Source organism: Micromonospora arida (assembly GCF_003857035.1).
Classification (GTDB): Bacteria; Actinomycetota; Actinomycetes; order Mycobacteriales; family Micromonosporaceae; genus Micromonospora; species Micromonospora arida.
In genome coordinates this window covers 71,485-92,365 of record NZ_QGSY01000230.1, presented here as the reverse complement: position 1 = coordinate 92,365, position 20,881 = coordinate 71,485, and the positions used below count along the sequence as shown (strand labels likewise).

General features: G+C 71.5%; 18 protein-coding genes. 6 read left to right on the top strand and 12 right to left on the bottom strand.

From position 1 onward, the window contains the following. Positions 1-55: 55 nt before the first annotated feature. The 7 genes from DLJ58_RS23215 to DLJ58_RS23180 form a co-directional block, all read right to left on the bottom strand. Positions 56-736 (bottom strand): response regulator, encoded by a 681-nt coding sequence (locus DLJ58_RS23215; protein WP_124859222.1) that lies wholly within the window; start codon positions 734-736, stop codon positions 56-58. After that, positions 733-3,282 (bottom strand): sensor histidine kinase, encoded by a 2,550-nt coding sequence (locus DLJ58_RS23210; protein WP_124859220.1) that lies wholly within the window; start codon positions 3,280-3,282, stop codon positions 733-735. The genes DLJ58_RS23215 and DLJ58_RS23210 overlap by 4 nt, the downstream gene beginning before the upstream one ends. Positions 3,283-3,356: 74 nt before the next feature. Continuing rightward, entirely contained in the window at positions 3,357-4,238 is an 882-nt protein-coding gene (locus DLJ58_RS23205) for a potassium-transporting ATPase subunit C (RefSeq protein WP_124859218.1), read from the bottom strand. After that, a complete protein-coding gene (gene kdpB, locus DLJ58_RS23200) occupies positions 4,238-6,433 on the bottom strand; it encodes a potassium-transporting ATPase subunit KdpB (protein WP_124859216.1) in 2,196 nt (731 codons plus the stop codon). The genes DLJ58_RS23205 and kdpB overlap by 1 nt, the downstream gene beginning before the upstream one ends. 20 nt (positions 6,434-6,453) lie before the next feature. Then, positions 6,454-8,109 (bottom strand): potassium-transporting ATPase subunit KdpA, encoded by a 1,656-nt coding sequence (gene kdpA / locus DLJ58_RS23195; protein WP_124859214.1) that lies wholly within the window; start codon positions 8,107-8,109, stop codon positions 6,454-6,456. After that, positions 8,109-8,198: a K(+)-transporting ATPase subunit F gene (gene kdpF / locus DLJ58_RS23190; RefSeq protein WP_036410889.1), complete on the bottom strand. Its 90-nt coding sequence runs from the start codon at positions 8,196-8,198 to the stop codon at positions 8,109-8,111. Before kdpF ends, kdpA begins: the two co-directional genes overlap by 1 nt. Before the next feature lie 466 nt (positions 8,199-8,664). Continuing rightward, the gene (locus DLJ58_RS23180) at positions 8,665-9,705 is read right to left on the bottom strand and encodes a TRM11 family SAM-dependent methyltransferase (RefSeq protein ID WP_112603623.1); all 1,041 of its coding nucleotides are present in this window, start codon (positions 9,703-9,705) and stop codon (positions 8,665-8,667) included. A gap of 72 nt (positions 9,706-9,777) precedes the next feature. On the opposite strand from DLJ58_RS23180, the gene DLJ58_RS23175 reads away from it, so the two are divergent. After that, a complete protein-coding gene (locus tag DLJ58_RS23175; RefSeq protein ID WP_124859212.1) occupies positions 9,778-10,656 on the top strand; it encodes a zf-HC2 domain-containing protein in 879 nt (292 codons plus the stop codon). Between the two features lie 9 nt (positions 10,657-10,665). On the opposite strand, the gene DLJ58_RS23170 is transcribed toward DLJ58_RS23175, so the two are convergent. The 3 genes from DLJ58_RS23170 to DLJ58_RS23160 all read right to left on the bottom strand — a co-directional run bounded on the left by DLJ58_RS23170 (position 10,666) and on the right by DLJ58_RS23160 (position 13,064). Continuing rightward, positions 10,666-11,325, bottom strand: coding sequence for a CGNR zinc finger domain-containing protein (locus tag DLJ58_RS23170; RefSeq protein ID WP_124859210.1), 660 nt, complete (start codon positions 11,323-11,325; stop codon positions 10,666-10,668). A gap of 4 nt (positions 11,326-11,329) precedes the next feature. Then, the gene (locus DLJ58_RS23165; RefSeq protein WP_124859208.1) at positions 11,330-12,178 is read right to left on the bottom strand and encodes an MBL fold metallo-hydrolase; all 849 of its coding nucleotides are present in this window, start codon (positions 12,176-12,178) and stop codon (positions 11,330-11,332) included. 229 nt (positions 12,179-12,407) lie between these two features. Then, positions 12,408-13,064: a TetR/AcrR family transcriptional regulator gene (locus DLJ58_RS23160; protein ID WP_124859206.1), complete on the bottom strand. Its 657-nt coding sequence runs from the start codon at positions 13,062-13,064 to the stop codon at positions 12,408-12,410. Between the two features lie 320 nt (positions 13,065-13,384). On the opposite strand from DLJ58_RS23160, the gene DLJ58_RS23155 reads away from it, so the two are divergent. The 5 genes from DLJ58_RS23155 (at position 13,385) to DLJ58_RS23135 (ending at position 19,409) form a co-directional block, all read left to right on the top strand. Further along, the gene (locus tag DLJ58_RS23155; RefSeq protein WP_124859204.1) at positions 13,385-14,551 is read left to right on the top strand and encodes an acyl-CoA dehydrogenase family protein; all 1,167 of its coding nucleotides are present in this window, start codon (positions 13,385-13,387) and stop codon (positions 14,549-14,551) included. Then, positions 14,541-15,755: an acetyl-CoA C-acetyltransferase gene (locus DLJ58_RS23150; RefSeq protein ID WP_124859202.1), complete on the top strand. Its 1,215-nt coding sequence runs from the start codon at positions 14,541-14,543 to the stop codon at positions 15,753-15,755. The genes DLJ58_RS23155 and DLJ58_RS23150 overlap by 11 nt, the downstream gene beginning before the upstream one ends. A gap of 14 nt (positions 15,756-15,769) precedes the next feature. Then, complete coding sequence (locus tag DLJ58_RS23145) at positions 15,770-17,935, top strand: 3-hydroxyacyl-CoA dehydrogenase NAD-binding domain-containing protein (RefSeq protein ID WP_124859200.1); 2,166 nt, start codon at positions 15,770-15,772, stop codon at positions 17,933-17,935. Continuing rightward, entirely contained in the window at positions 17,932-19,056 is a 1,125-nt protein-coding gene (locus tag DLJ58_RS23140; protein WP_124859198.1) for a CaiB/BaiF CoA transferase family protein, read from the top strand. Before DLJ58_RS23145 ends, DLJ58_RS23140 begins: the two co-directional genes overlap by 4 nt. A 77-nt stretch (positions 19,057-19,133) precedes the next feature. Further along, entirely contained in the window at positions 19,134-19,409 is a 276-nt protein-coding gene (locus tag DLJ58_RS23135) for a hypothetical protein (RefSeq protein ID WP_124859196.1), read from the top strand. On the opposite strand, the gene DLJ58_RS23130 is transcribed toward DLJ58_RS23135, so the two are convergent. Continuing rightward, a complete protein-coding gene (locus tag DLJ58_RS23130) occupies positions 19,410-20,255 on the bottom strand; it encodes a cytochrome c oxidase assembly protein (protein WP_124859195.1) in 846 nt (281 codons plus the stop codon). After that, positions 20,252-20,737 carry a DUF2243 domain-containing protein gene (locus DLJ58_RS23125; protein WP_244219089.1) on the bottom strand — a complete coding sequence of 162 codons (486 nt, stop codon included), beginning with the start codon at positions 20,735-20,737 and terminating at the stop codon, positions 20,252-20,254. The genes DLJ58_RS23130 and DLJ58_RS23125 overlap by 4 nt, the downstream gene beginning before the upstream one ends. Positions 20,738-20,881: the final 144 nt, after the last annotated feature.

The following is a 20,881-nucleotide window of genomic DNA, read 5'->3' as shown; positions in this document are numbered from 1 at the left end:
CGCCGCTGCCGCTGCGAAAGAAATTCTTCAATCTCTGCCGGCGGGTGTCAACGGGTCACGGCCGGTAGCGGTAACCCATTCCCGGCTCGGTGATGAGGTGGCGAGGGCGGGCCGGGTCGTCCTCCAGCTTGCGCCGCAGCTGGGCCAGGTACTGCCGCAGGTAGTTGGTCTCGTTCTGGTATTCCGGCCCCCACACGTCCTGGAGGAGCTGACGTTGGCTGACCAACTTGCCGGGGTGACGCAGCAGCTTCTCCAGCACGCTCCACTGGATGGGGGTCAGCTTGACCTCGGTGCCGTCGTCCCGCAGCACGCTGTGGTCGGCCAGGTCGACGGTGTGCTGGCCGATCCGCAGGGCCGGCACCGATTCGCTGGGCGCGCCGAGGCGGCGGGTCACCGCGCGGATGCGGGCCAGCAACTCCTCCACCCCGAACGGCTTGGTGACGTAGTCGTCCGCGCCCGCGTCCAGCGCCGCGACCTTGTCCTCGCTGCCGGCCCGGCCGGAAAGCACGATGATCGGCACGGTGGTCCACCCGCGCAGGCCCCGGATCACCTCCACGCCGTCGATGTCGGGCAGGCCGAGGTCCAGCACCACCAAATCGGGCGGGTGGCTGGCGGCGGCCTTCAACGCGGCGGCCCCGGTGCCGGCGACGTCCACGTCGTACCGGCGGGCGCGCAGGTTGATGCGCAGGGCACGCAGGATCTGCGGTTCGTCGTCGACGACCAGGATGCGCGTCATTCCTGCGGCCCCTCCGAGCTGGTCGGCGCGGCCGGCAACCGCAGCACCATGGTGAGCCCACCGCCGGGGGTGGTCTCCGGGGTGATGCTGCCACCCATCGCCTCGGCCAACCCCCGGGACAGGGCAAGACCGAGACCGACGCCGGTCTGGTTGTCCCGGTCCCCGAGTCGTTGGAACGGCAGGAAGACGTGCTCCCACTGGTCCTCCGGGATGCCCGGCCCCCGGTCGATCACCCGCAGCTCGACCTGACCGGCGTGGGCGCTCGCGGTGATCGTGGGCGGCTGACCGGGCGGGCTGTACCGCAGCGCATTGGCGACGATGTTGACCAGCACCCGTTCCAGCAGGCCCGGGTCGGCGGTGGCGGCCGGCAGGTCGGCCGGGATGTCCGTGCCGACCGTCGCGGCCGCCGGGCCAAGTTCGTCAAGCGCCAGGGGTACGGCGTCCTCCAGGCCGATCGCGGTCGCCGAGATGCCCAGCACGCCCGCCTGGAGCCGGCTCATGTCCAGCAGGTTGCCGACCAGCCGGGCGAGGCGGTCCAGCGACTCCTCGGCGGTCTCCAACAGCTCCTCCCGGTCGGACTCGTCGAACTCGATGTCGTGGCTGCGCAGGCTGGTCACGGCTGCCTTCGCGGACGCCAGCGGCGTACGCAGGTCGTGGCTGACCGCGGCGAGCAGTGCGGTGCGCATCCGGTCCGCGGCGGCCAGCGGCCGGGCGGTGGCGGCCTCCTCGGCGAGCCGTTCCTGGCGCAGCGCGACGGCGGCCTGGGCGGCGAACGCCTCGACGATGCGGCGGTCGGCGGCCTCCAGCCGTCGGCCACAGAGCACGACGGTGATCCGGTCGTCGACCGGTACCGTCGTCTCACCGCCTTCGGGCGTGCAGGGCGGGCTCTCGCCGACGCTGGCCACGACGCACCAGGCGTGCTCCTCGCGGGCCCGTTCGGGGCGTCCGCTGGCCTCCTCGGCCAGCTCCAGGACGCTCACGGCACGCAGCCCGAAGGTCTCCCGGAGCTGTTCCAGCAGTGCGGGAAGTGGGCGGTCGCCGCGCAGCACGCCACCGGCGAGGGCGGCGAGGGTCTGCGCGTCGGCGGCGGCGCGGGCGGCCTCCCGGGTGCGCCGGGCGGCCACGTCGACGACCCAGCTCACCGCCAGCGCCACGGCGACGAAGACGGCCAGGGCGAGCAGGTTGTCGGCCTCGGCGATGGTCAACGTGCGGTATGGCGGGGTGAAGAACCAGTTGAGCAGCAGCGAGCCGCCGAGCGCGGCGACCAGGGCCGGCCACACCCCACCGACCAGCGCGACACCGACGACCCCGGCGAGGAACAGCAGGATGTCGTTGGTCAGCGTCAGGTCGGGCAGTGTCCTCAGCAGCACTGTGAGCAGCGGCATCCCCAGCGCGGCCAGACCGAAGCCGAGCAGCCGTCGACGCCGGGACAGCGCCGCCGGCACGGCCATGGCTCGACGGCCCTTGCCGGCCTGCTTGTGGGTGACCAGGTGCACGTCGATCGACCCGGACAGCGCTGTGGTGGTCACCCCGACGCCCCGGGCGAAGATCTGCGCGAGGCGACCCCGCCGGCTGGCGCCGAGCACCAGCTGGGTGGCGTTCACGCCCTGGGCGAAGTCCAGCAGCGCGGCCGGCACGTCGGTGCCGAGCACCTGGTGGTACGTGCCGCCCAGGCTCTCCACCAGCACCCGCTGCCGGGCCAACTGGGCCGGGTCCGCCCCGGCCAGGCCGTCGCTGCGGGCCACGTGCACGGCGAGCAGGTCGGCGCCCTTGCTGCGGGCCGCGACCCGGGCCGCGCGCCGAATCAGCGTCTCGCCCTCCGGGCCGCCGGTCAACGCCACCACCACCCGTTCCCGGGCCTCCCAGGTGGCGGCGATGCCCTGCTGGCTGCGGTACCGATCAAGTTGCTCGTCGACCTTGTCGGCGAGCCAGAGCAGCGCCAGCTCCCGCAGCGCGGTGAGGTTGCCGACCCGGAAGTAGTTGCCCAACGCGGCGTCGATCTTGTCGGGTCGGTAGATGTTGCCGTGCGCCATCCGCCGGCGCAGCGCCTCCGGGGTCATGTCGACAAGCTCGACCTGCTCGGCTGCGCGGACGATCTCGTCCGGCAGGGTCTCCCGCTGGGTGGTGCCGGTGATCTGCGCGACGACGTCGTTGACCGACTCCAGGTGCTGCACGTTGACCGTGGACAGGACGTCGATCCCCGCGTCGAGCAGCTCCTGGACGTCCTGCCAGCGCTTGTCGTGCCGGGAACCGGGCACGTTGCTGTGCGCCAACTCGTCGACGATCGCGATCTCCGGCCGGCGGGCCAGCACCGCGTCGAGGTCCATCTCGGTGAACTCGACGCCCCGGTACTCCATCGTGCGGCGGGGCACCTGCTCCAGGTCGGCGAGCATCGCGGCGGTGTGCTGGCGACCGTGGGTCTCCACGAAGCCGATCACCACGTCGGTGCCGCGGGCGGCCCGCCGCTGGGCCTCCTCCAACATGGCGTACGTCTTGCCGACGCCGGGGGCGGCCCCGAGATAGATGCGCAGTTCTCCGCGTGGCACGGGGTCCATCCTCCCTGGTCAGATCGGCGGGCGGGGCCGTGCCCGGTCGGCACGGCCCCGCCTTTCGAGGGTGCTCAGCGCGCGGCGAACTGCTTGTCGAGGGCGAGGTTGAGTTCCAGCACGTTCACGCCGGGCTCACCCATGAAGCCGAGCGCCCGCCCTGCGGTGTGCTCCTCGACCAGCTTGCGGACCGCCGCTGGGTCCGCGCCTCGCTCGCGCGCGACCCGGTTCACCTGCAACTCGGCGTACGCCGGGCTGATCTGCGGGTCGAGGCCACTGGCGCTGGCGGTGACCGCGTCGGCGGGCACCGCCGGGTCGGCGGGCGCGTCGCCCCGGATCGGGGTGACCACCCCACCGGCGGCCACGTAGTCCTCGCCGGGCTGGGCCGGCTCCACCGTCACGCCCTGGTACTCGGTGACGAACGGCGTGGCCGGGGCGGCCTGGTTGACGCTGACCACCCGGGTGACCGGGCCGGTCAGACCGTCGGCGCGGAACACCGCGAGCACGGCGCCCACCCCGTCGTCGGTGCAGTACGGGCGCCGGCCGTCGACGCCGTTCAGCTCGCCGACGGCCTTGCTGCGCCCGCACACCTGGGTGAGCAGGCTCTCGCTGGACTCCTCCGGGTCGGTGGCGATGGTGTCGACCACGCTCTCCGGGCCCAGGTTGCTGGCCGAGGTTGCCGTCGGGTCGTAGCCGTCGCCGGCGGCGGACGGGCGAGACTGGAAGTAGCGGGCGACGGGGTTGCCGTCCGCGTCGGTGAACGACTGGCCGATCAGGGCGCTGCCGACGGTGGTGCCGCCCACGGTGATCAGCGAGCCGTCGGTCTTGTGGTTGAGGCCGGGCAGCTGACCAACCGCTACCAGGGCCAGCGGGTAGACCAGGCCGAGCAGCACGGTGAAGACGAGTACGGCGCGCAGCGCGGCGAGGTGTTGGGCGATCCAGGTCGGTAGACGCATCACGAAATCCCCGGGATGAACTGGATGAGCAGGTCGATGAGCTTGATCCCGATGAACGGCACGATGATGCCGCCCAGCCCGTAGACCAGCAGGTTGCGGCTGAGCAGCTTCGACGCGGCGGCCGGCCGGTACCGCACGCCCCGCAGGGCGAGCGGGATCAGCGCGATGATCACCAGGGCGTTGAAGATGACCGCGGACAGGATCGCCGACTCCGGGCTGGCCAGCCGCATGATGTTCAGTGCGTCCAGGCTCGGGTAGAGGCCGGCGAACATGGCCGGGATGATCGCGAAGTACTTCGCGATGTCGTTGGAGATGCTGAACGTCGTCAGCGCACCCCTGGTGATCAGCAACTGCTTGCCGATCTCCACGATCTCGATCAGCTTGGTCGGGTCGGAGTCGAGGTCGACCATGTTGCCGGCCTCCTTGGCGGCCGACGTGCCGGTGTTCATCGCCACCCCGACGTCGGCCTGTGCGAGCGCCGGCGCGTCGTTGGTGCCGTCACCGGTCATCGCGACCAGCCGGCCACCCTCCTGCTCCCGCTTGATCAGCGCGAGCTTGTCCTCCGGTGTCGCCTCGGCCAGGAAGTCGTCCACCCCGGCCTCGTCGGCGATCGCCTTCGCGGTACGCGGGTTGTCGCCGGTGATCATCACGGTTCGGATGCCCATCCGGCGCATCTCGTCGAACCGCTCCCGCATGCCGGACTTGACCACATCCTTCAGGTGGATGACGCCCAACGCTCGGGCGGGCGCACCGTCGACGTGCTCGGCGACGACCAGCGGGGTGCCGCCGGTGCCGCTGATCGCGTCCACGATCTCGCCGACCTGCTCGGTCGGGTGGCCGCCGTTCTCCCGTACCCACTTCATCACCGCGGCGGCGGCGCCCTTGCGGACCCGGCGGGCCGTGCCCACCGCACCGGCGTCCACGCTGGCGTCGGGGGTGAGGTCGACGCCGCTCATCCGGGTCTGCGCGGTGAACGGTACGAAGGTGGCGTGCGGCATCACGCCGGGCTCGCGCTCGCGCAGCCCGAACTCGTTCTTGGCCAGGACGACCACCGAGCGCCCCTCCGGGGTCTCGTCGGCCAGGCTGGACAGCTGCGCGGCGTCGGCCAGCGCCGCGGGGTCGACCCCCTCGACCGGTACGAACTCGGCGGCCTGCCGGTTGCCCAGTGTGATGGTGCCGGTCTTGTCCAGCAGCAGGGTGTTGACGTCGCCGGCCGCCTCGACGGCCCGGCCGCTCATGGCCAGGACGTTGCGCTGGACGAGGCGGTCCATGCCGGCGATGCCGATGGCGGAGAGCAGCGCGCCGATGGTGGTGGGGATCAGGCAGACCAGCAGCGAGATCAGCACCACGCCGGTGACACCGGAGTCGGTGATCGCCCCGCTGTTCGGCGCAGCCGCCTGGTACGCCTTGGAGAAGATGGCCAGCGGCTGGAGGGTGACCACGGCCAGCAGGAAGATGACGGTGAGCGCGGCGAGCAGGATGTTCAGCGCGATCTCGTTCGGCGTCTTCTGCCGGTTGGCCCCCTCGACGAGGGCGATCATCCGGTCGATGAAGCTCTCCCCCGGCTTCTGGGTGATCTTCACGATGATCTGGTCGGAGAGCACCTTGGTGCCGCCGGTGACCGCGCTGCGGTCGCCGCCGGACTCCCGGATCACCGGCGCCGACTCGCCGGTGATGGCCGACTCGTCGACGCTGGCGATGCCCTCGACGATGTCGCCGTCGCCGGGGATGATGCCGCCCGCCTCGACGAGCACGACGTCGCCCTGACGCAGGTCCGGCGCCGGCACCGCCTCGTCCCGGTAGGTGTTGGCCCGCGCGCCCGGCTTCCAGTCGATCAGCCGCGTGGCGATGGTGTCCTTCTTCGCCTGCCGCAGGGTCGCGGCCTGGGCCTTGCCCCGACCCTCGGCGACCGCCTCGGCCAGGTTGGCGAAGACCACTGTCAGCCAGAGCCAGATGGTGATCGCCCAGGCGAACACCGACGGGTCGATCACCGCCAGGACGGTGGTGAAGGCCGCACCCACCTCCACGATCAGCATCACCGGGTTGCGCCACAGCGTGCTGGGGTTGAGCTTGCGTACCGCGTCCGGCAGGGACCGGATCAACTGCTTGGGGTCGAGCAGGCCCCCGCCGATCCGGTTGCCCTGGGTGGCGGGCGTACCGGGGAGTTGCTCTGTTGGGGCGGACGTGACGGACATGTCCTCGTTCCTCATGATGGTCAGAGCCCCTCTGCCAGCGGACCGAGCGCGAGCGCGGGCAGGAAGGTCAGCGCGACGAGGACCACCGTGACGCCGACGACCATGCCGATGAACAGCGGTCGGTGGGTCGGCAGGGTGCCCTCGGACGCGGGGGTGGGTGCCTGGCGGGCCAGCGAGCCGGCCAACGCGAGCACGAAGATCAGCGGCAGGAACCTGCCCAGCAGCATGCACAACCCCAGCGCGGTGTCCCACCACGTCGTGTTGACGGTGATGCCACCGAAGGCCGAGCCGTTGTTGTTGCTGGCCGAGGTGAACGCGTACAGCACCTCGGAGAGGCCGTGCGGGCCGACGTTGAGCGCCGTGGAGTTGTTGCCGGTGGCGAACGCCGTCGCCGTGCCGACGAGCACCAGGATCGGCGTGATCAGGAAGTAGAGCGAGGCGAACTTGATCTCGCGCGACCCGATCTTCTTACCCAGGTACTCAGGGGTGCGGCCGACCATCAGCCCGGCCACGAAGACCGTGATCACCGCGAGGATGAGCAGGCCGTAGAGACCGGAACCGGTGCCGCCCGGCGCGACCTCGCCGAGCATCATGTTGACCATCGGCATCATGCCGCCGAGCGAGGTGAACGAATCGTGGAACGAGTTCACGGCACCGGTCGAGGTGAGCGTGGTGGCGGCGGCGAAGGTGGCCGAGTTCGACACGTCGAACCGCACCTCCTTGCCCTCCATCGCTGCGCCGACCGCCTGCGGCACAGTGCCGTGGCCGGCCAGCTCGAAGATGTTGGTGATGGCGACGCTGAGGAACGCGAGGATGCCCATCACCGCGGCGATGGCGTAGCCCTGCCGGTTCTGCCCGACCATCCGGCCGAACACCCGGGGCAGGCTGAACGGGATCAGCAGGATCAGGAAGATCTCCAGCCAGTTCGTCCACGCGGTCGGGTTCTCGAACGGGTGGGCGCTGTTGACGTTGTAGAAGCCGCCACCGTTGGTGCCCAGCTCCTTGATCACTTCCTGGCTGGCGACCGGACCGCCGGTGATGGTCTGGGTGCCGCCGGTCAACGTGGTCACGTCGGTGCCACCGGAGAGGTTCTGCACCGCCCCGCCGATCATCAGCGCGATGGCGCCGAGCACCGCGATCGGCAGCAGGATGCGCAGCACGATCCGGGTCAGGTCGACCCAGAAGTTGCCGAGCTGCCCGGTGCGGCTGCGGGCGAAGCCGCGCACCAGCGCGACAGCCACCGCGATGCCGACCGCCGCCGAGACGAAGTTCTGCACGGCCAGGCCGGCCATCTGCACCAGGTGGCCCATCGTCGACTCACCCGAGTACGACTGCCAGTTCGTGTTCGTCACGAACGACACGGCCGTGTTCCACGCGCCGTGCGGCACCACCGGGTCGAACCCCAGCGACAACCACAGGTGGTTCTGCACCCGCTGGAACAGGTACAGGAACAGGATCGAGACCGCGGAGAACGCCAGCACGCTGCGGGCGTACACGCCCCAGGTCTGCTCGGCGGCCGGGTTGACCCCGACCAGTCGGAAGATGCCCCGCTCGACCCGGGACTGCTTGGTGCCGGAGACCGCCCGGAACATGTAGTCGCCGAACGGCTTGTAGACGGCGACCAGGGCCGCCACCAGCGTCAACACGAAGATGACGCCCGCTGTTGTCATGGTCATCAGAAGCGCTCCGGGAACAGCAGGGCGAACACCAGGAACGCGCCCAGGACGACCGCGAGCACCAGACCGACGGCGTTGACAGCGTTCACAGCTTCTCCACCGCCCGGACCACCAGGGCGAGCACTGCGAACAGCACCACCGTCAGGACCACGAACACCACGTCAGACACGCTGACTCCTCAGCCGGAAAGGTTCGTCGCGACCGCCTTCCGATCGCGCCGGGCAATCAAAGCCCCACCACCCGCCGAACGGCAGGGGTCATAACGCGACCATGACGGGGTCGCCCCTTTTCTTGACGTGGTTTTCACACCTACCCGCTGAACAGGTGAAATGCGGCACAACGCCCCGGCGGTCCGGGGGGGTCAACGACCGGTTTTCCGCCCTTTGCTCTGCACCCGCGGAGGCGCCAGCTACGGACCGTGAGCGTCGCCTCCGCGGGTGCAGAGCAAAGGACGCACGAGACCGTGGGCGATCCGGACGGGGCGCGGCACGGCGGAGGAGGCGCGACGCCCGGGGTCAGGTCGGGTCAGGTCGGGCAGAGCGGGCGAGGCCGGAGTCAGGCCGGGCGGCGGGCCACCAGCACGTCTCGCATGATCGACTGGTCCACCCGGTGCCGCAGCGCGCGGTAGGGCTCGGCGTCGACCACGGTCAGGCCGGCGTCGGCCAACGCCGCCGCCGCGTCGTCCCGACTGGCGACGTGGGTGTTCCAGGAGATCCCGAGCGCACCGCCGGGGCGCAACAACCGGGCCCAGACCGGCGCGGCGTCCGCGAGCAACGCCAGCGGGTCGCGGGTCAACCCCTGCCCAGCGGTACGACTGCCGTGCTGCACGCCGTACGGCGCGTCGGCGACGACCAGGTCCACGGTCTCCGGGCGGAAGAACTCCGCCGAGCGGGCCGTGTCGGCATTGACCACGTCCAGCAACTGCGTCTGGCCGGCCTTGTGCTCCTCGCGGGTCGGCGCCAACTCGATCCGCACCCGCCGGCCGACCACCTTGCGCTCCCGCCGCACCGGCCCCGACTCCAGCACCCGGTGCTTGACCCGCTTCTGCTTCAGCCAGGTGGTGATGAACGCCCGGTACGCCTCGACGTCCTTCTGGTCGCGCTCGATCCCGGCGGCGTCGAAGCCGTACATCAGCGCCTGGTTGAGGGTGGTGCCCCGACCGCAGAGCGGGTCGAGCACCCGGAACCGGCGGCTGGTCATCTCGGCGGCCCAGTCCGAGGCGAGCAGGGTGACGTTGAGCAACAGCTTGGTGAACTGCTCGTTGGTCTTGCCCGGGTACTTCTGGATGGTGAGCAGATCGTCGTCGTAGCGGTCCAGACGGCTCCACTCGATCGGCCGCAACAGCTCGCCGACGATCTCGAACAACGCGTACCCGGCGGAGAGGTTGCCCAGGACGGCCAGGTCACGCTCGGTCAGCCCGTCGCCGGTGAACGTGATGTAGGACGCCCCTCCGACAACCTCGGTGTCCAGCTCGCCGATCCGACCGTCCAGCGCCGAGCGGCCGAAGATCTCCAGCTCGGCTCGGGTGAGGTCGACGGCGGCGCGGGCGTACACCCGGTTGGTGGCGGGCAGGATCAGCAGGCCGTAACGCGTCATGATCCGGCGAGTATTCCACAACCGGTGACGGTCTCCGGGAACCGGAGCGGCTGCCGGAGCGACTACCGATACATGGGGTGTGAGCAGTGGCGGGAGGTCCTGTCCGCGCAGCTGGACGGGGAGGAGACCGCCGCCGAACTGACGGCGGTGCAGGGGCACCTGGACGGGTGTGCCGAGTGCCGGGCCTGGTTCACGGCGGCGGCGGCGGTGACCCGTCGGGTTCGTACCCGATTGGTGGTTGAGGTGCCCGACCGGACGGCGGCCATCCTTGCCGCCGCCAGCGCGGCCCCGGCCCGCCAGTCACGGTGGCGGCGTGGCCCGCTGGTCGCCGGCCTGCGGAAGGTGCCCGGACGGGGCCAGCTCGCCGCCGGGTTGCGCGCGGCGTTCGGACGGGGCCCGCTGGTCGCCGGCCTGCGGTCGGCGCTCGGGTTGCTCGGCGCGGTGCAACTGGTGCTCGGCCTGGCCCAGGTGGGCCGGGGCGCGACCGCCGACCACCTGCACCCCACCGGCCAGCACCTGTGGCACGAGTCGGCGGCGTGGAACGTGGCCGTGGGCGCGGGCTTCCTCTTCGTGGCGCTGCGCCGCAGCCCGCCCGCCGGGCTGCTGCCGATGCTCAGCGCGTTCGTCGGCACGTTGCTGCTGCTGTCGGTCAACGACCTGGCCACCGGTTCGGTAGGCGGGGAACGGCTGATCAGCCACGGCTTCCTGGTGGTCGGCTACCTGATCACCGTGCTGCTGTCCCGGCCCGGGCTGCGCCCCGGTGGCCCGGCACCACAGCGGCAGCCGACACCGTCGCGCTGGCGGTTCGGGGCCGACGAGGTGGACCGGCCGCTGCGGGTGGTACGCCCCGAGTCCTATCCAGCGCAGGCGGCAGACCGGTACGCCGCCCCGGCGGCGCATGCCGGCCGGGCCACCCGCACCGGCGAGGCCGACGAACGCCGGGCCGCCTGATCGGCTGAGTCAGTCCACCTGCCGTTGGCGCGCGCGGTGGGCGCGCAGGTTGGTCGGGTGCCCGCAGACGCGTACGGAGTGCCAGACTCCGCTGTTGTTGCGTGAGCGGTCGTAGAACGCCACCCGGCAGCGGGGGTTTCGGCAGGTCTTGATCCGCCGCCCGACGTCGGCGAGCTGCGCCTCGAACAGCGCGCCGAGGATGAGTGAGATCAGCAGATCGGCCCCAACCCCCGCCGGGTCGAGGTGGACGAACCCGTCTCGATCGAGCCGGAGCGTGGCACCGGTGGAACGGAATCCGGCCGGAACCCGATCCGACGCCTCGGCGGATTGCCCGAGGTCCGGCGTGCCACGCAGCCCGCTGTCGATCCCGTCCAGCAACTCCTCGCGGAAGGTCCGCAGCTCCCCGAGCCCCGCCGGATCGAGCGGGACGGCGGGTGCCGGCCGCCCGGTGGCCGTCGACCACTGCGCCACGGCCAGCCGCGCCCACTCCGTGGCGCTGTCCAGATCGTCCAGGAGGTCCGGTTGCCGTGGCGCGCCGGCCGAGATCGTGTTGAGCAGATCCTGAACGAGCCCGAGACCACCTGGGGCGGCGTCCAGGTCGTACCTCGCGGTGGCGGGCCACGACCCGACCACCACATCTGCTGGGTGGTCGGGGATCGAAGGCACCATCAGCTCACTTCCCGAGCAGGGCAAGCGCCCCGTACCACGCCGGTCCCGGATTGACCCGGTCTGGGTAGAGTCGCACGATCTCGTCGAAGAACTCACTGGCGGTCTGCTTCTCGGCCAACAGCCGCTCCACGTTCAGCAGGTACTGCCGGGTCTGGTCGATGCTGGCCGGGTCGTCGGGGAGGTCCCGGTTCTTGTGACTGGCGACGACTGCGCGGGGTGCGAGCGCCTCGACGCGGTCGAGGGCGTCGAGCCATTGCCGCAGGCCCCCGTTGGCGCTCTCCGAGATGTACTGGTGAACCCCGTTGTAGACGACGTCACCGGCGACCACCAGGCCGATCGACGGAACGTGCAGCACGGTGGACTGGTCGGTGTCGGTGTGCCCGGTTTCGACGGGTTGGATGAGATTGCCCTCCAGCAGGAACCCGTCGGCCGGCACGGGCACCGCGTCGACCGGCGACTCCGGGATCAGGCCGGGGAAATCCCGGTCGAACACCTCACTCCGGCCAACCGTGGCCTGCTGGTGCATGACCTCGATGGTGCCGGGCGTCGCGTAGGTGACGGCACCGGGGAAGCGCTTGACCAGCTCAGCCGCACCGAACCAGTGGTCGCCGTGCCCGTGGGTGGCGTAGATGTACGTCAGCCGCTTACCCGACTGGGCGATCCAGTCGCCCACCTTCGCGATCTGCTCGTGGGTGAAGGGTGGGTCCACGAGAAGGGCCTCCTCGGCCCCGAAGATCAACGTGGACGCGACCGGGCTCCCGTAAAGCCGCGACCCGTCCGGCATGCGCTGATCACCGGCTCGCATCGGGCCGTCTGAGACGAACACCTCGTAGGACAGGGCAGATGTGGTCATGTCTCCTCCTCCGGTGACGCGCTCGGCGGCACGTCGGGGCTGGGTACCCGTAGACCGCTGAAATAACCATAGACCCTATGCCTATTTCACTGCCGCACTTGCGCCTGTGGACTGCGGCACACCGGATCGGGCCCGCCGGCACGTCACGTGATCTGGGCAGCGCAGCGCGGCCCGACCCGAGAGCGGCGGCAGGTCCGGGCTGTCTTCTCCGCCTTGTCCGCCTTGCGGCCTACGCCGGTGGCTGGGCCGGGTGCGCCGGCCGGGCCGAACCGTCGATGACCTGCGGGATGACCTGCTCCACGATCGTCAGCAGCGTGGTGGTGAGCAGCAGGTGCACCTGGGCGCGGTTGAGCGCGCCGCGCTGAAGCCACTCCCGGGCGGTCGACGTCGCCAGCCCGCAGTACGCCCGGACCATCCCCCGCAGTTCCTCGCGGTCCTCGGCCTCGTCGGCCAGCCCGACGGCGACCAGCATCCGGTCCGCGGCGACCTCCTCGGCCTCGGCGAGCACCCGCTCCACGTCGGCGTCGCCGCCCATCCCCCGGGCGGTGACCGCCGCCAGCCACGAGGTGCTGTGCCGGGACACCACGTCGAGGAACCAGGTGACACTGGCCTCGACGCGGGTGCGGAGATCACCCTTGGGCAACCGTTCCACTGCCACCTCGGGGATGGTCACCATCACCCGGACGACCTCCAGGTAGAGGTCCTTCTTCGCGCCGAAGTAGTGGTTGACCAGGCCGCGAGCGACGCCCGCCTCACGAGCGACGTCGGTGGTCGACACGTCCGCGTACGGGCGCTCACCGAACAGCCGGACCGCGCAGGCCAGGATCTGCCCACGCCGGGCGTCCGGCTCCAAACGGCGGCGGCGCGGGGCCGTCTCGACACTCATCTGCCCGACCCTATCGACAGCTCACCGGTCGGCCGCCGTTCCGCACCTTGATCACTTGATGCTGATCAGTCGTAGGAGCTGCCCCCTGGGCAACTCACGCGGCGTCAACTCGCCAAGATCGCGCTACATCCGGGATGTAGTGGCATCACCGAGCAGTTGAGGCCACTACATCCTGGTTCGAGCACGATCTTGCAGGTTCGAGCACGATCTTGGCGCGGGGCGCGGGGCGCGGGGCGCTTCGCGGACGTCCCGACGGGCTGCGCCCGTCCGCTGATCACGACTTATTGACATGCCGCCAACAGCGCGCGAGGGTGGTGCACATGCCGACCCCCCTGCCCGACGGCTCCCCCTCACCCTGGCGCGAGCCGGAGCACGACGACCTGGCCGAGCTGGCCCGCACCTTCTTCGCCAAGGAGGTGTTGCCGCACGCCGACCGCCTCCAGGAGCAGGGCCACCCGGACCGCGAGCACTACCGGCGCGCCGGTGAGCTGGGGCTGCTCGGCCTGTCGGTCCCGGAGGAGTACGGCGGTGGGGGCGGCGGGTTCACCCACGAGGCGGTGCTCCTGCACGAGCAGGCGTACGCCGGGGAGAGCAGCCTCGGCCTGGCCGTCCACAGTGGCATCGTCACGGGCTACCTGGTCGCGTACGGCAGCGAGGAGCAGAAGCGACGCTGGCTGCCCGGCCTGTGCAGCGGTGAGCTGGTCGGCGCGATCGCGATGACCGAGCCGGACGGTGGCTCCGATCTTCAGGCGATGCGCACCCGGGCGGTCCGCGACGGCGACGACTACCTGGTGACCGGCGCGAAGACGTTCATCACCAACGGCGGCCTGGCCGATCTAATCATCGTGGCCGTGAAGACCGACCCCGAGCAGCGGGCGGCCGGCGTCTCGCTGCTGGTCTGCGAGGTGGGCGGTGACCCGGAGGGCTTCCGCCGGGGTCGACTGCTGTCCAAGATCGGGCTGCACGCCAACGACACCGCTGAGTTGTTCTTCGACGAGTTCCGGGTGCCGGCGGCGAACCTGCTCGGCGGCGCCGAAGGGCTGGGCTTCATCCAGCTCATGCAGCAGCTTCCGCAGGAACGGCTGGTCATCGGCGTCGGCGCGGTCGCGGCCATGGAACGGGCGGTCGCGCTGACCGTCGCGTACGCCAAGGAGCGCACTGCCTTCGGCAAGCCCTTGATGGGCCACCAGAACACCCGGATGGTGCTCGCCGAGTGCGCCACCCGCACCCGGGTCAGCCGCGTCTTCCTGGACGACTGCATCGTCCGGCACACGCGTGGCGACCTGGACGTCTCCACTGCGGCGATGGCGAAGTCGTGGCTCACCGACGGGCAGTGTGAGGTCGTCGACCGGTGCCTTCAGCTCTTCGGCGGCTACGGCTACACGACGGAGTACCCGATCGCCCGGATGTACGCCGACGCCCGCGTCCAGAAGATCTACGGCGGCACCAACGAGATCATGAAGGAGTTGATCGCCCGTGCTCTCTGAGGCGTACGTCTATGACGCGGTCCGCACCCCGCGCGGACGCGGCCGGGACACCGGCGCGCTGCACGGGGTCAAGCCGATCTCCCTGGTGGTGGGCCTGATCGACGCGTTGCGCGAGCGCAACCCCGGCCTGGACGTCGGCCGGCTGGAGGATCTGCTGCTCGGCATCGTGACCCCGGTCGGCGAGCAGGGCGGCGACCTGGCCCGGGCGGCCGCGCTGTTGGCCGGGCTGCCCGACCAGGTGGGCGGGGTGCAGCTCAACCGGTTCTGCGCCTCCGGGTTGGAGGCGGTCAACTCCGCCGCCGCGCGGATCCGCTCCGGCTGGGAGCATCTGCTGCTCGCCGGCGGGGTCGAGTCGATGTCCCGGGTGCCGATGGGCTCCGACGGCGCGGCCTGGGCCACCGATCCGCAGACCGCGCTGGCCACGTCGTTCGTGCCGCAGGGCGTCAGCGCCGACCTGATCGCCACCCTGGAGGGCTTCACCCGCGACGACGTGGACGGCTACGCGCTGCGGTCGCAGGAGCGGGCCGCCAAGGCGTGGGCCGGCGGGTACTTCGCCCGCTCCGTGGTGCCGGTCCGCGACGGCAACGGGTTGGACATCCTCACCGTCGACGAGCACCCGCGCCCGGAGACCACCCGGGAGGCGCTGGCCAAGCTGACCCCGTCCTTCGCCACGATGGGCGAGGCGGCCGGCTTCGACGCGGTCGCGTTGCAGAAGTTCCACTGGCTGGAGGCCATCGAGCACGTCCACCACGCGGGCAACTCGTCCGGCATCGTGGACGGCGCGGCGCTGGTGCTGATCGGTTCGGAGCAGGTTGGTCGGGATCTCGGCCTCACCCCGCGGGCCCGGATCGTCGGCGCGGCGGTCACCGGCGCCGACCCGACGCTGATGTTGACCGGTCCGATCCCGGCCACCCACAAGGCGCTCGCCGTCGCCGGGCTGACCCTCGACGACATCGACCTGTTCGAGATCAACGAGGCGTTCGCCGCGGTGGTGCTCAAGTACGTCCGCGACCTGGGCCTCGACCCGGACCGGGTGAACGTCAACGGCGGCGCGATCGCGCTCGGCCATCCGCTCGGCGCGACCGGAGCGATGCTGCTCGGTACGGCGTTGGACGAGTTGGAGCGCCGCGACCTGCGCCGGGCCGTGGTGACCCTCTGCATCGGCGGCGGCATGGGCGTCGCCACCGTTCTCGAGCGCTGCTGACCCGGAGGACGACCATGACCAACACCATCCGGTACGACCGCGGCGCCGACGGCATCGTCACGCTCACCCTGGACGACCCCACCCAGTCCGCCAACACCATGAACCGGGCGTACGCCGCCTCGATGAGCGCCGTGCTGGACCGGCTGGAGGCCGAGAGCGATCTCGTCGGCGTCATCGTGACCAGCGCGAAGTCGACCTTCTTCGCCGGCGGCGACCTGCCCGAGATGATCCGGGCCACCCGCGCCGACGCGCCCGACCTGGCAGCCCTGCTCGGCACCATCAAACGGGACCTGCGCCGCCTGGAGACGCTGGGCCGACCGGTGGTCGCCGCGGTCAACGGTTCCGCGCTCGGTGGTGGCCTGGAGATCGCGCTCGCCTGCCACCACCGGATCGCACTGGACGCGCCCGGCAGCCGGCTCGGGCTGCCCGAGGTGACCCTGGGCCTGCTGCCCGGGGCGGGCGGCGTCACCCGGACCGTGCGGATGCTCGGCCTGGCCGGCGCGCTGACCACGGTGCTGCTCACCGGCCGGCGGATGCGCCCGACCGATGCCCTGGCCGCCGGCATCGTGAACGAGGTGGTCGCCACGCCGACTGAACTGCTGGACCGCGCGCGGGCCTGGATCGCGGCGAACCCGCAGCCGAAACAGCCGTGGGACCGACCGGACTACCGGATGCCCGGCGGCACCCCGGCCAGCCGCTCGCTCGCCGCGCAACTGCCCGCCTTCCCGGCGACGCTGCGCAAGCAGCTCAAGGGTGCCCGGCTACCCGCGCCCGAGGCGATCCTCGCCGCCGCCGTCGAGGGCGCACAGGTCGACCTGGAAACCGCCCTGACGGTGGAGACACGGCACCTGATCGGCCTGCTCACCGGGCAGGTCGCCAAGAACATGATCGGTGCGTTCTTCTTCGACCTGAAGGCCGTCAACGGCGGTGCTGCCCGACCGGCCGATGTGGACGCACCACCGGTACGCCGGGTGGCGGTGCTCGGGGCCGGCATGATGGGCGCGGGCATCGCGTACGCCTGCGCCAGCGCCGGGCTGGACGTCGTGGTCAAGGACGTCACCCCGGAGGCCGCCGGCCGGGCCCGGGAGCACGCCGAGCGGTTGCTGGCCCGCGCGGTACGCAAGGGTCGCAAGACCGAGGCGGACGCCCGCGCCGTACTGGACCGGATCACCACCACCGACCAGGCGGACGCGCTGGCCGGCTGCGACGCGGTCATCGAGGCGGTCTTCGAGGACCCGGCGCTGAAACAGCAGGTCTTCGCCGAGGTGCTGCCCGTGCTGGCGCCCGACGCGCTGCTCGCCTCCAACACCTCCACCCTGCCGATCACCGGGCTGGCCGCCGGCGTGGACCGGCCGGCGGACTTCATCGGCATGCACTTCTTCTCTCCGGTGGACCGGATGCCGTTGCTGGAGATCGTGGTGGGCGAGGGGACCGGGGACGTGGCGCTGGCCCGGGCGTTCGACCTGGGCCGGCGGATCGGCAAGACCCCGATCGTGGTCAACGACGGCCGGGGTTTCTTCACCAGCCGGGTGATCGGCAGGTTCATCGACGAGGCGGTCGGCATGGTCGCCGAGGGTGTCCCCGCCGCATCGGTGGAGCAGGCCGCCCTTCAGGCCGGCTACCCGACCGGGCCACTGGCGCTGGCCGACGAGGTCAGTCTCACGCTGATCCAGCGGATCCGCCGCCAGTTCGAGGCGGCCAGCGAGGAGTTCCGCCCGCTGCCGGCGCACCGCCTGGTGGACGAGCTGGTCGACGCGTACGACCGGCCGGGGCGCGCCGCCGGACGGGGTTTCTACTCGTACGACGACGGCAACCGGGGCCGGCTGTGGTCCGGGCTCGCCGACCTGACCACGGACGCGGGTCGGGCGGTGCCGTTCACCGACCTCCAGGAGCGGATGCTCTTCGCCGAGGCGCTGGACGCGCTGCGCTGCCTCGACGAGGGGGTGCTGCGCACCGAGACCGACGCCAACATCGGCTCGATCTTCGGCATCGGGTTCCCAGCGTGGACTGGCGGGGTGATCCGCTACGTCCGGCAGTACGCGGGCGGCCCGGCCGGCTTCGCGGCCCGTGCCACCGAGTTGGCCGACCGCTACGGCGACCGGTTCACGCCCCCCGCCGACCTGGTCGACCGGCTCGCCGCCTCGGCCGACCGCCCCGCCGAACCGGCGGGCGTCGCGTGACGGCGGCGCGCGGCGGCGGGCCGCTGGCCGGGGTACGGGTCGTCGAACTGGCCAGCCTCGCGCCGGCCCCGTTCGGCTGCATGGTGCTCGCCGACCTCGGCGCGGACGTGGTGCGGGTGGACCGGCCGGGCGCCCCGGGAGCGGGCCGGCTGGCCGCACCGACCAGCGGGCCGTTGCAACGCGGACGGCGGGTCACCGCACTGGACCTGAAGTCACCGGCCGGGGTGGCGGACCTGCTGCGCCTCGCCGAGCGCGCGGACGTGCTGGTCGAGGCGTACCGGCCGGGGGTGGCCGAGCGGCTCGGCATCGGGCCGGAGGTGTGCCAGGCCCGCAACCCCCGACTGGTGTACGCGCGGATGACCGGCTGGGGTCAGGACGGCCCGCTGGCAGCCCGAGCCGGGCACGACATCGACTACATCGCGGTGGCCGGGGCGTTGGAGCCGCTGGGACGGGCCGGCGAACGCCCGTACGCGCCGATGAACCTGCTCGGCGACTTCGGCGGCGGCGGGATGCTGCTCGCCGTCGGGGTGCTGGCCGCGCTGCTGGAGCGGGAGCGCTCCGGCTTCGGCCAGGTGGTCGACGCGGCGATGGTGGACGGCTCGGCGCTGCTCACCTCGTTCCTGCACGGGCTCCTCGGCACCGGCCTGTGGGCCGCCCCGCGCGGGCGCAACATGTTCGACGGCGGGGCGCCGTTCTACGACACGTACGCCACCGCCGACGGTGGATTCATGGCGGTCGGCGCGATGGAACCGGCCTTCTACGCCGTACTGCTCACCGGCCTCGGCCTCGCCGACGACCAGGACCTGCCCGCCCAGTACGACCCGAGCGGCTGGGACGAGCTGCGCCGCCGGTTCACCGGGCGGTTCGCCGAGCGCACCCGGGACGAGTGGACGGCGGTCTTCGCCGACCTGGACGCCTGCGTCGCGCCGGTGCTCGCCCCCGGCGAGGCCCACGCTCACCCGCACAACGCGGCCCGGGGCACGTTCGTCGAGGTCGGCGGCGAAATCCAGCCGGCCCCCGCACCCCGCTTCGACCGCACCCCGACCGCGCGGCCAACCCCGGCACCCGACCCGGAGCAGGACGTCCTACCGGTCGAGGAAATCCTCACCCACTGGCAGTGATCTCGACGATCGGCGGTCGAGCCGTTCTACCGGGAGCAGCTGGGACGGCAGCCAGATCTTCCAAGGAGCCGACGAGCATGGGTACGGACAGTTGGAAGGGCCACGTCAACGGGATCCTCTACGGAGTCCAGTTCGACCGGGTGCTCGACGACTCGGTGGTGACCCGGGTCGTCGACGGGGTGACCGCCGGGCTCTACCCGGGAGACCGGGCTGAGACGCGGGACGCGCTGGACCAGGCGCTGCGCTATCCGGGCCCGCTGAACGAGCAGGCTGAGACGCACCACGGTGAGGACGAGATCCGCTTGTTCTTCCGCCGACTCTCCGCCGCACTGCACACCCCTCCTCCGAGCTGATCAAGGGGTTTGCGTCAAAGAATCGCCTTCCGGTGACGCAAACCTCTTGATCAACGGAGATGGGGTCGGGCGGGGGCGGCGGGAGTGGTACCAGGTGGCGAAGAGGGCTGCTGCCAGGAGCAGCTCGGCCAGGTCGCCGCCGTAGTACATGAGTTGGGCGGCCGAGCGGAACGCTTCCGGGTCGCGGTCGGTGAGGCCGGGCGGGAGGGTTTCGGCCTGGGCGTACAGGTACTTGGCCAGCGCGGCGTGGCCGGCCGACGCGACCAGTAACGCGCCGATGCGTACCGCCAGTCCAGGGCGACGCGGCGCCGGGTCCGGTCCGGCCAACGACCAGGCGAAGAGGTACCCGGCGGCCAGGTAGTGCAGGTGCACGGCGTGGTGCAGGACGGGTTGCCGTTCGGCCGCCGCGTACAGCGGGGTGAGCAGCACCAACGCCAACCCGCCGGTGGTCAGCAGCGCGGCGGTGAACGGGTGGGCGAGCAGGTGCAGCGGGCGGGCGCGCAGCAGCCGGCCGACCGCTCGGCGTACCGGCGGCGGCGCGACCCGCAGCAGCAGCGTCACCGGGGCGGCGAGCACCAGCCCCAGCGGGGCCAGCATGCCGAGCAGCAGGTGCTGGGCCATGTGCCCGCTCGGGTTGTCGGGGAGTTGGGCCAGCGGGCCGACGGCGACTGCCAGCAGGGCGCAGCCGACCAGCCAGGAGGCGGTACGTCGGTGGTCCCAACCCCGCGGGTCGCGCACGGCGGCCAGCACGTAGCCGACCGCCAACAACGCGACCGGGAACAAAGGGAACCAGGTGGGCCCGGCCGCACCGTGCCCGGCGTGCGCCAGCGGCCCGGCCACCGTCATCGGGGGCCGTCGCCCGGGCGCCGGGACCGGGCCCACCACACCACAGCGGCACCGACCAACAGCAGCACCGCGCCGGACGCGATCCACAGCACGTCGTACGGCAGCAGGTGTACGCCGTAGCGGATCTGGTGCAGCCGGAGCACCTTGTGATCGACCACCCCGTCGAAGACCTGGAACCCTCCGGCTCCGAGCAGGAAGCCACCCCACGCCAGCCGGTTCGACAGAGCACGTCGTCGACGCAGGTCGGCGAACCAGAAGAACCCGCCGACCAGGATGATCAGCTCAGCGGCGTGCAGCAGCCCGTCCGAGAGCAGCGCCACCGATGGCGTGGACCGGTCGTAGAAGTGGTGCCACGCCAGCAACTGGTGGAAGACGATCTCGTCCACCGCAGCCATGATCGCGATGCCGATCAGGACGCCGACGAGCGTGGAGGAGCGTACGTCGGCGGAACGGGGCCTCGGCAGGCTCGAATCGACCACCACACCTCGCAGTCAACTGGATCAGGTCAGAAATACCCCGAACCGGATGAAACATGCCGGACCGGAGCGGCGGGAAGGCCCACTCGGCCGGTGGCACATCCCCGTTTCGTGACTCCCGGGCCACGGGCGGCATGATCATGGAGCCTG

What these genes read in the sequence shown, in the direction of transcription:
- DLJ58_RS23135 (WP_124859196.1), top strand. Translation starts at nt 19,134, where the DNA reads ATGGGTACGGACAGTTGGAAGGGCCACGTCAACGGGATCCTCTACGGA.
- DLJ58_RS23165 (WP_124859208.1), bottom strand. Translation starts at nt 12,178, where the DNA reads ATGACCACATCTGCCCTGTCCTACGAGGTGTTCGTCTCAGACGGCCCG.
- DLJ58_RS23180 (WP_112603623.1), bottom strand. Translation starts at nt 9,705, where the DNA reads ATGACGCGTTACGGCCTGCTGATCCTGCCCGCCACCAACCGGGTGTAC.
- DLJ58_RS23215 (WP_124859222.1), bottom strand. Translation starts at nt 736, where the DNA reads ATGACGCGCATCCTGGTCGTCGACGACGAACCGCAGATCCTGCGTGCC.
- DLJ58_RS23145 (WP_124859200.1), top strand. Translation starts at nt 15,770, where the DNA reads ATGACCAACACCATCCGGTACGACCGCGGCGCCGACGGCATCGTCACG.
- DLJ58_RS23175 (WP_124859212.1), top strand. Translation starts at nt 9,778, where the DNA reads ATGGGGTGTGAGCAGTGGCGGGAGGTCCTGTCCGCGCAGCTGGACGGG.
- DLJ58_RS23170 (WP_124859210.1), bottom strand. Translation starts at nt 11,325, where the DNA reads ATGGTGCCTTCGATCCCCGACCACCCAGCAGATGTGGTGGTCGGGTCG.
- DLJ58_RS23155 (WP_124859204.1), top strand. Translation starts at nt 13,385, where the DNA reads ATGCCGACCCCCCTGCCCGACGGCTCCCCCTCACCCTGGCGCGAGCCG.
- DLJ58_RS23160 (WP_124859206.1), bottom strand. Translation starts at nt 13,064, where the DNA reads ATGAGTGTCGAGACGGCCCCGCGCCGCCGCCGTTTGGAGCCGGACGCC.
- DLJ58_RS23130 (WP_124859195.1), bottom strand. Translation starts at nt 20,255, where the DNA reads ATGACGGTGGCCGGGCCGCTGGCGCACGCCGGGCACGGTGCGGCCGGG.
- DLJ58_RS23205 (WP_124859218.1), bottom strand. Translation starts at nt 4,238, where the DNA reads ATGCGTCTACCGACCTGGATCGCCCAACACCTCGCCGCGCTGCGCGCC.
- kdpB (WP_124859216.1), bottom strand. Translation starts at nt 6,433, where the DNA reads ATGTCCGTCACGTCCGCCCCAACAGAGCAACTCCCCGGTACGCCCGCC.
- kdpA (WP_124859214.1), bottom strand. Translation starts at nt 8,109, where the DNA reads ATGACCATGACAACAGCGGGCGTCATCTTCGTGTTGACGCTGGTGGCG.